The sequence below is a fragment of the Microcystis sp. M53603_WE2 genome (genome assembly GCF_030065435.1).
Genome location: NZ_JASJFF010000319.1, coordinates 1 through 7,980, shown reverse-complemented (window position 1 = coordinate 7,980; position 7,980 = coordinate 1). Strand labels below are relative to the sequence as shown.

Annotated in this window: 6 protein-coding genes and 1 pseudogene; 5 read left to right on the top strand and 2 right to left on the bottom strand. The window is 44.0% G+C overall.

Annotated features, from left to right (window positions below; translation table 11 throughout):
• On the bottom strand, positions 1–45 hold a 45-nt coding region (locus tag PX481_RS29615), incomplete at its 3' end, for a helix-turn-helix domain-containing protein (protein WP_353737100.1).
• Between the two features lie 91 nt (positions 46–136).
• On the opposite strand from PX481_RS29615, the gene PX481_RS06960 reads away from it, so the two are divergent.
• From PX481_RS06960 to PX481_RS06950, 4 genes and pseudogenes are all read left to right on the top strand, one after another.
• A complete protein-coding gene (locus PX481_RS06960) occupies positions 137–1,495 on the top strand; it encodes an SUMF1/EgtB/PvdO family nonheme iron enzyme (protein WP_288094116.1) in 1,359 nt (452 codons plus the stop codon).
• A 159-nt stretch (positions 1,496–1,654) separates the two neighbouring features.
• A pseudogene (locus tag PX481_RS29610) lies at positions 1,655–1,777 on the top strand (Uma2 family endonuclease); the annotation flags it as partial.
• Between the two features lie 390 nt (positions 1,778–2,167).
• The gene (locus PX481_RS06955; protein WP_288094114.1) at positions 2,168–2,989 is read left to right on the top strand and encodes a hypothetical protein; all 822 of its coding nucleotides are present in this window, start codon (positions 2,168–2,170) and stop codon (positions 2,987–2,989) included.
• Positions 2,990–3,017: 28 nt separating this feature from the next.
• Positions 3,018–5,405 carry an SUMF1/EgtB/PvdO family nonheme iron enzyme gene (locus PX481_RS06950; RefSeq protein WP_288094112.1) on the top strand — a complete coding sequence of 796 codons (2,388 nt, stop codon included), beginning with the start codon at positions 3,018–3,020 and terminating at the stop codon, positions 5,403–5,405.
• Between the two features lie 69 nt (positions 5,406–5,474).
• Here the strand turns inward: PX481_RS06950 and aspS are convergent, their stop codons facing one another.
• Positions 5,475–7,262 (bottom strand): aspartate--tRNA ligase, encoded by a 1,788-nt coding sequence (gene aspS, locus PX481_RS06945; RefSeq protein WP_288094110.1) that lies wholly within the window; start codon positions 7,260–7,262, stop codon positions 5,475–5,477.
• Positions 7,263–7,482: 220 nt separating this feature from the next.
• Between aspS and PX481_RS06940 the strand changes: the two genes are divergently transcribed.
• Positions 7,483–7,980, top strand: a 498-nt coding sequence (locus PX481_RS06940; RefSeq protein WP_288094108.1) for an aldolase/citrate lyase family protein, incomplete at its 3' end; no start/stop codon positions are given.

The window sequence follows — 7,980 nt, the reverse complement described above, 5'->3', positions numbered from 1 at the left end:
TTGTTCTGGTGTGGGGTAAAATCGAAACGAATAGGCTTTTTCCATATCCCGCATTCTAGCATATATCGTGTAAATGTGCTAATATTTGACGGTAAAGCCAACCTAGAACGGCGGGGTTTCAGACCCAAAATTTCCGATGAAAAAGTCAGAGATCCAAATTTTCCTAGCTCACGCTAATGAGGATAAACCAGCAGTTTTGGCACTGTATGACCGCCTCAAGCAAGCGGGATATAAACCTTGGTTGGATAAAAAAGACCTGATTCCGGGTCAAATTTGGCGAGATGAAATTCCGAAAGCGATTAAAGCTAGTCAGATTTTTCTCGCCTGTCTGTCAGGGAAATCGGCTAATAAGCAGGGATATATCCAACGGGAGTTGAGGATTGCACTTGATACCTTGGGACAGATGCTACCGGGGACAATTTTTTTTATTCCCATGAGGTTAGAAGAATGCGAAATTCCTGATCTGCGACTTGCAGAAGTTAGCTTGAATCTGCGAGATATTCACCAGCTTGATTATTGGGAAGAAGACGGATTTGAGCAACTAGAAAGAGCAATTGGCTATCAGTTCAAGCTTGAACCGGAAGAGCCAAAACAACTGTTATCAGTATTTAACTTTGAGGTGGTGGGAGTAAATGCGAAGGGTGAGCAAATTAGAAAAGAGTCGAAACAGTCCCAATATTTCAGGGAAGATCTGGGCAAAGGCATCACCTTAGAAATGGTCGCCATTCCGGGGGGAACTTTCCTGATGGGAACAGAAGATGAGGAAATCGAAAGACTGGTTAAAAAATTTAATTGGGAAGGATTTAGAAGGGAAAGACCACAACATGAAGTAACTGTCCCACCCTTCTTTATGGGTAAATACCCCATCACCCAGGCCCAGTGGAAAGCGATCGCCTCTCGCACGGATTTAAAAGTTAAACAAGACCTTGATTTCAACCCAGCCTATTTTAAAGACCGTCCCGATAGCGATCGCCGTCCCGTGGAACAAGTCAACTGGTACGATGCGATCGAGTTCTGTGCGAGATTATCAAAACTAACGGTTCGGGAATACCGACTACCGAGTGAAGCGGAATGGGAATACGCTTGTCGTGCTGGAACCACCACCCCGTTTTACTTTGGGGAAACCATTACGGGGGAATTGGCTAACTACAATGCCAGTAATACCTACGCCGATGAACCGAACGGAGAATATCGAAACGAAACAACTCGCGTGGGACAATTTCCCCCAAACGCCTTTGGACTGTACGATATGCACGGCAATGTCCGGGAGTGGTGCGCCGATACTTGGCACGATAACTATGACGGTGCGCCGACGGATGGCAGTGTCTGGATAGAAAATGGTAATGATAATCGTTCTCCTCTGCGGGGCGGTTCCTGGGGCTACAATCCTACTTACTGCCGTTCCGCGATTCGCTACGACTACTACTTCCGCCGCGTCAACCGCATCAACAATTACGGTTTTCGGGTAGCCTGCGTTTTCGGGAGAACTCTCTAACCCTTTTTCCTTTTTCCCCTTTTACCCTCATTCCCTATTTTTTCTTTTTTCTTTTCTTTCCCGCCCTTAGGCGGGTCGATTTTGTAGGGGCGAACTCGACCCATTTGGTCGATTTTTGCTTAACAATTGTCAAGGATTGTTAAGATGCGCTTACCCTACACTTTTCCCCTAGTTCCCAAAACTAAACTCTAGGAATTTTTAGCCACTGCTCAAGAGGATGAAGTTAAAGCAGAAAAGAATTTAAGAGCATGGGTTGTCAGTCAACTAGCTGAAAATAATTAACTAGGGTTTGCTGAAAAAGTTTGTTGGTGGGGTTAGGAGCCGGTCGTTAGGAGACTCCGAGACAGGAGAATTAAGAATGAGTAATAATCAATTAAATGGTTTATTTAGAGATTTTCTGCCAGTTAATCCGCCTTTTTGACGTTTTTGAATCCTCAAAAATCAATTATGCGAGAGGTTTATTGTTGCCAATTAAAAAAACAGGGAATCCCAACCGTTAAGTTAACACCAGTGAAGCCTTGCGTCCAAAATTCGAGGCTGTCAACATCAGTTAACTTTTATCAACGTCCAGACTAGACTTTCATGGGTTGGGAGTATCATCGAAGTATAAATACTTAGTGATGCCGATTCTCTAGGTTAAAAAATAGCCCCAGTCAAGGAGCGGAGGCGACCATGAATGACCTCTATGGCCAAGGCTTTGCGCCAGAAGACTATTTGCTTAACCCTTTAGATAGTCAAGCTTTGGAGTTAGTTTCCCCAGATTTTACCGAGGTGAATCTGCCGGAAACCGAAAGCGGTTGGCAGGAAATGCCGAATCAAGAGTATTGGAATTGGCAAAATGAGACGATGGAGGCCGCTTTCAACTATCAACCTGATGAGTCTTGGCAAGATGTATCCCACTGCCATCAGGATTTTCATTATGAATCGCCAGAAGCTTTAATTAATGATATTCCCCATCAAGAATTAGGGTTTACGGGGTTAGGAAATGTGCATTTGTTGGCAGATTTACAAACGGGGCCAACCTGTGGTTACGAAACCATGGAAAATATTGTCCAGTGTTTTCATCCCGACATTACGAATAATTTCTCAGACCAACTGCAAATAGACTATCCCGGTCGAGGAGGTGCTTTAAATCCTGAAGATTATCAAGAAATTTTGAGTTCTTATGATATCCCCTCCCATTGGGCAAGTTTTGACCATCAGGAATTGGCTAATGCTTTAGATGAGAATCGTCCCGTGGTTTTTGTCGGAGATGCCCACGATTTAGACCCGATTTCCTATCCCGATTCTCAATCTTGGCACGCGATTACTTTAACCGATGTTAGCCGAAATCTCGATGGTGACGTTATTGGTTATCGGGGGATTGATTCTAATTTTCCCTATGAGGAAAAGTTTTGGTCTTGTTCGCAAATTGAACAAGCAAATGAGCAGTTGACCCGGGAGGTTTTAATTACCGATAAACCGGCAGAAGCTTGGCCGTTTAAAACTACTTGAGCAAAGTTGATCTGGAAGAGGAAATCTTATGACTGCTGAAATAATGGGATTTTATGTTGTTAATGGGGTTATCAATTTAATTAATAGTCAATTGGCGAGACAAGCAACGGAAAAACTGGAAGATAAGCGACAGGAATTTCAAAAATGGCAACAATTAAATAATCAGGAATTTCAGCGAGAGCAATTTGAAAAACAGAAGCAATTGCAGAAAGAACTTGCTGAAGATAACCGTCAAACTCAGTTAAAAGTAGCCCTAGAACAACGAAATACTGCCCGTCAAGTTGTTCAAGATCAGAAATTATTTCAAAACTGGCCTTTGAGAATTGTTCCCGATCAAATTTTGAATGCTAATCATGATGAGAATTTAATTTCTCTGAGAATAATTCCCGCACCTCCTGTTATCGATTTTGATCAATTTGGTGGCAACAACAAAAGTTTTCCTAATATTGAAACTGGTTTAGCGCAAGGATTACGGGAATTTTTTAATCAACATTATTCTTTTCAAAGTACCGAAAGACCGATCGAACTAATTGATGGTGGATGGGATAGTAAACGCTATCATGGTGGTGCGGCTATTATAGGTCTTTTTGCCTTATTAAAATCTGAACCCATGTTAATTTTAGAGTCACAAATTGATGGGGATTATCTTCATCTTAATGTGGGCTATTGGGGAGAAGGACAGCAAAAATATTTTTATCAATCGATTATTTCTAATCTTCCCTATCGAGAAGTTGTCTATGAATCTGTTAAAATTAGAGCAAGACAATGGCGAGAAAAAAGAGAGCAACTGGCAAAACAATTAAATAAATCTTCGGAGGAAATTGATCGGCAATATGGGAGTGATAATGCCTTTAATTTGAAAATTTTACAAGACGAAGAAGCTCTCAAGAGTGCGGGAATCGATAGCAGTGATTTAGCGACTCAACCGTATAAAGTTACGGCTAAGGATTTTGAATATCTCTGTCAGTTTTTAGTCAAATGTCAATCACTGGTAGGCGGTTGGATTGCCGATATTCACTACCTAATTCATCACAATGTCCCGCCCATTTTGCCTAAGCTTATACCCGATTTAATGCGAGGTATTGATGATCCTAAGTTATTAAAGACTATCGTTTCTGGCTATCGTCAGGTTTATGAGGCTTTAGAAAATGAACGCCCCGCTTGGATGCCTGAATTAGCATTAGATTTAGCTGATAGTTTAACTGCTTTGCCTGATAAAAATTGGGCAAGAGAACAGCTAGATTATTCCGTTAAGTCTTGGTTGCGATTGCGGGGGATAAATCCTCCTAATAATTTAGAGCAAGCGATTAAAGCGATGAAATCTGTTGTTACCGTAGCAGATGAAGTGTATTTTAATAAATTACATCACTGTTTGGCAGAACTAGAAAGTCGTCAGCTTGCTACTCAAGTTAAAGGTTTATTGTCAGAACAATTGAGTGCTGAATCTTTTTACCAACGTAGCATTAAATTGCTGAATTCAGGTCAATTGCAAGAAGCTTTATCGAACCTTAATGCTGCGTTGGAACGTTATCCCAATCATTCTCAACTTAACCAACTCCGTCGCCAATTACCTAGTAATGCTCAATTTTTTGATTTTCAAGCTGTCACCGTCGATAGTCGAGGCAAGGAAGTCAAACGGGAAAAGAAACCAGCGCAGTATTTTACAGAAAACTTGGGCAATGATGTCACCCTGGAAATGGTCGCTATTCCAGCAGGACAATTCAAGATGGGTTCACCCGATGGACAAGGAAATGATAACGAACGTCCCCAACATCTAGTGACCGTTCCTGCCTTCTTTATGGGCAAATATCCCATCACTCAGGCCCAGTGGAAAGCAGTGGCCTCCCTGCCGAAAATTGAATGTGACCTTGACTTAAATCCTTCTAAGTTCTCTGGCAATAATCGCCCCGTTGAACCAGTCTCTTGGTACGCTGCAGTGGAATTCTGTATGCGACTCTCGAAAGCGACGGGACGAGACTATCGCCTCCCCTCGGAAGCGCAGTGGGAATATGCCTGTCGTGCAGGAACCACCACTCCCTTCTATTTCGGGGAAACCATCACCCCCGATTTAGCCAACTACGACGGCAATTCTATTTATGCTCAGGGACCCAAAGGTGTTTATCGTCAAGAAACCACCCCTGTTGGTAAATTTCCCCCCAACGCTTTTGGACTGTACGATATGCACGGCAATGTCTGGGAATGGTGCGCCGATACCTGGCACGATAACTATAAGGATGCGCCGAGGGATGGCAGTGTCTGGATAAAAAATGGTGATGATAATCGTTCTCCATTGCGGGGCGGTTCTTGGTTAAACAACCCGAATTCCTGCGGTTCCGCTTACCGCGTCAACTACGATTGGCACTTCCTCTTCAACAACGGTTTTCGGGTGGTGTGCAGTGCTGGGAGGACTTTGTAGCAGAAAAGAATTTAAGAGCATGGTGTCAACAGACTTGCAAAAATTAGGTGGGCATTGCCCACCCTAATCTTAGGATGGCGGTTTGTAGGTAGAAGCAACAGATAATTCTTTTAATTGCTTCGCTGCCACTGCCGAAGGTGCAGAAGTGAGTAAACAACTAGCTTGCTGGGTTTTCGGGAAAGCAATCACATCGCGAATCGATTCTTCTCCTGCTAACAACATCACCAAGCGATCTAAACCGTAGGCGATGCCACCGTGGGGAGGGGTTCCGTATTCAAAAGCTTCTAACAAAAAGCCGAATTTATTATAGGCTTCCTCTGGGGATAGACCGATGGTAGCGAAGACTTTTTCCTGTACTTCCCGTTGATAGATCCGCAAACTGCCGCCACCGATTTCAATACCATTAAAAATCATATCGTAGGCTAGGGCGCGAGCCTGGGCTAGATCCTCTAAATCTTCGGGATTAGGGGCAGTAAAGGGGTGATGCAATGCTTCTAGGCGTTTTTCCTCGGCGTTGTATTCAAACATCGGGAAATCCGTCACCCAGAGGAGGTTGATTTTCTCGGGATCAATTAATCCCAATTGTTCCCCTAAAACTAAGCGTAGGCGGGATAGGGATTTATTGACTGTATCGGTATCTCCTGCCCCAAATAACAGCAGATGCCCCGGTTTTGCGCCAGTCTTCTCGATTAAAGCCTGTTTTTGTGCCTCTGTCAGGTTATCTTTAATCGCACCGATGGTATCAAAATCGTAGTCCTCGCGCACGCGGATGTAGGCGATTCCCTTCGCCCCCGCATCGGTGGCTTCTTTGAATAAATCCCCACCCGGTTTGATTCTGACGTTAGAAATCGCCTCGTTACCGTTGGGAATCGGTAAAACTTTCACCGTCCCACCACTAGCGATCGCACCTGAAAACACCTTAAATCCCGAATCGGCAAAAATCTCCGCCACATTGACCAATTCCAAGCCAAAACGGGTATCAGGGCGATCGACCCCATAGCGATCCATAGCCTCAGCATAGGTTAAACGGGGCAGGGGCAGGCTTATATCGATATTTTTGACTTTTTTGAAGATATGAGCGATTAAAGCCTCATTCAGGGCTAAAATCTCAGGTAAAGAGAGAAAACTCATCTCCATATCCAACTGAGTAAATTCCGGTTGACGATCAGCGCGCAGATCTTCATCGCGGAAACAGCGGGCGATTTGATAGTAGCGATCCATTCCCGACACCATTAATAATTGCTTAAATAGTTGCGGTGATTGGGGTAAAGCGTACCATTGGCCAGGGTTGACACGGGAAGGAACCAGATAATCCCGCGCCCCTTCGGGAGTCGATCGAGTTAAAATTGGTGTTTCCACTTCGATAAAATGCTGTTCATCTTCGAGAAAACGGCGCATTTCTTTGACAACTTGGTGACGTAGTTGTAAATTCTGACTCATACGCTCCCGGCGTAGGTCTAGATAACGGTATCGCAAGCGCACATCTTCCCGGACCGATTCACTTTCGGAACTGGAGACGACAAAAGGCAATTGTTTAGTAACCCCGTTGAGAATCTCGATGCTAGTGGCGTAAATTTCGATTTCTCCGGTGGCAATGCGCGGGTTAAGGGATTCGGGGGGCCGTTGACTGACTGTTCCCGTCACCTTGATAACATACTCGTTTCTGACGGTTTCAGCGATGGGGTAGGAAGCGGGAGTTCGTTGGGGATCACTGACGATCTGGACAATACCACTGCGATCCCGTAGATCAATAAAAATAACGCCACCGTGATCGCGACGACGATCGACCCAACCGAAGAGGGTGACACTTTTTTCAATTTCGATCGCGCTAAGGTCGCCACAGTAGTGAGTTCGCATAGTCTAACTAGAGAATTACTTATATTACGAATGTAGTATAGAAAGGATGTGGCCAGAAAAAAATCAGACGGCCTTGTTCATTATGCCGGTATTTTGTCGCTCTTGTCCCCTTGTTTAGGGTATTTTTATGGTCTCTTAGTCCTCAGCTATCGGCTTTTCGCAGATGGGCTATAATCAACAAGGCTCCTCTAGCAGTTACCAATTTTGAACGATTAAAAACATGAATTGCTTAGAAAAAAAAATGGTGCAACTGTTAAGAGAACTCAGGGAAGATCACCATGTTTTAGGGGTAAAAGCGGAATTCGAGACGGAAGGAACCCGATTGACGGAAGCGATGCGGTTGAAAGAAATTAGTCTGAAAGCGGGGGTAGATTTTAATCTGAAAATCGCCGGTTGCGAAGCGATCAGAGATATCTTTGATGGGGTTAATTTAGGAGTCGATCGCTTGATTGCTCCCATGGTAGAAACAGCCTATGCTTTACAAAAATATCTGCGGGCAGCTAGGAGGGTTTTAGCTGATCAAGGGGTGGAAGATGTGGAGCTATTAGTTAATATCGAAACGATTACTGCCTGTGAGAATTTTCAGGAAATGTTGGCGATTCCAGAGATAAAATCTCTCCATGGTATCGTCATCGGACGGATGGATTTAGCCTGTTCTTTGGGATTAACCCGTCAGGATGTGAATAGCGAGCAAGTTTTGGCTCTGGCTTTACCTTTG

Coding starts and splice junctions, on each gene's coding strand:
- PX481_RS06960 (WP_288094116.1), top strand. CDS start 137: ATGAAAAAGTCAGAGATCCAAATTTTCCTAGCTCACGCTAATGAGGAT.
- PX481_RS06955 (WP_288094114.1), top strand. CDS start 2,168: ATGAATGACCTCTATGGCCAAGGCTTTGCGCCAGAAGACTATTTGCTT.
- PX481_RS06950 (WP_288094112.1), top strand. CDS start 3,018: ATGACTGCTGAAATAATGGGATTTTATGTTGTTAATGGGGTTATCAAT.
- aspS (WP_288094110.1), bottom strand. CDS start 7,262: ATGCGAACTCACTACTGTGGCGACCTTAGCGCGATCGAAATTGAAAAA.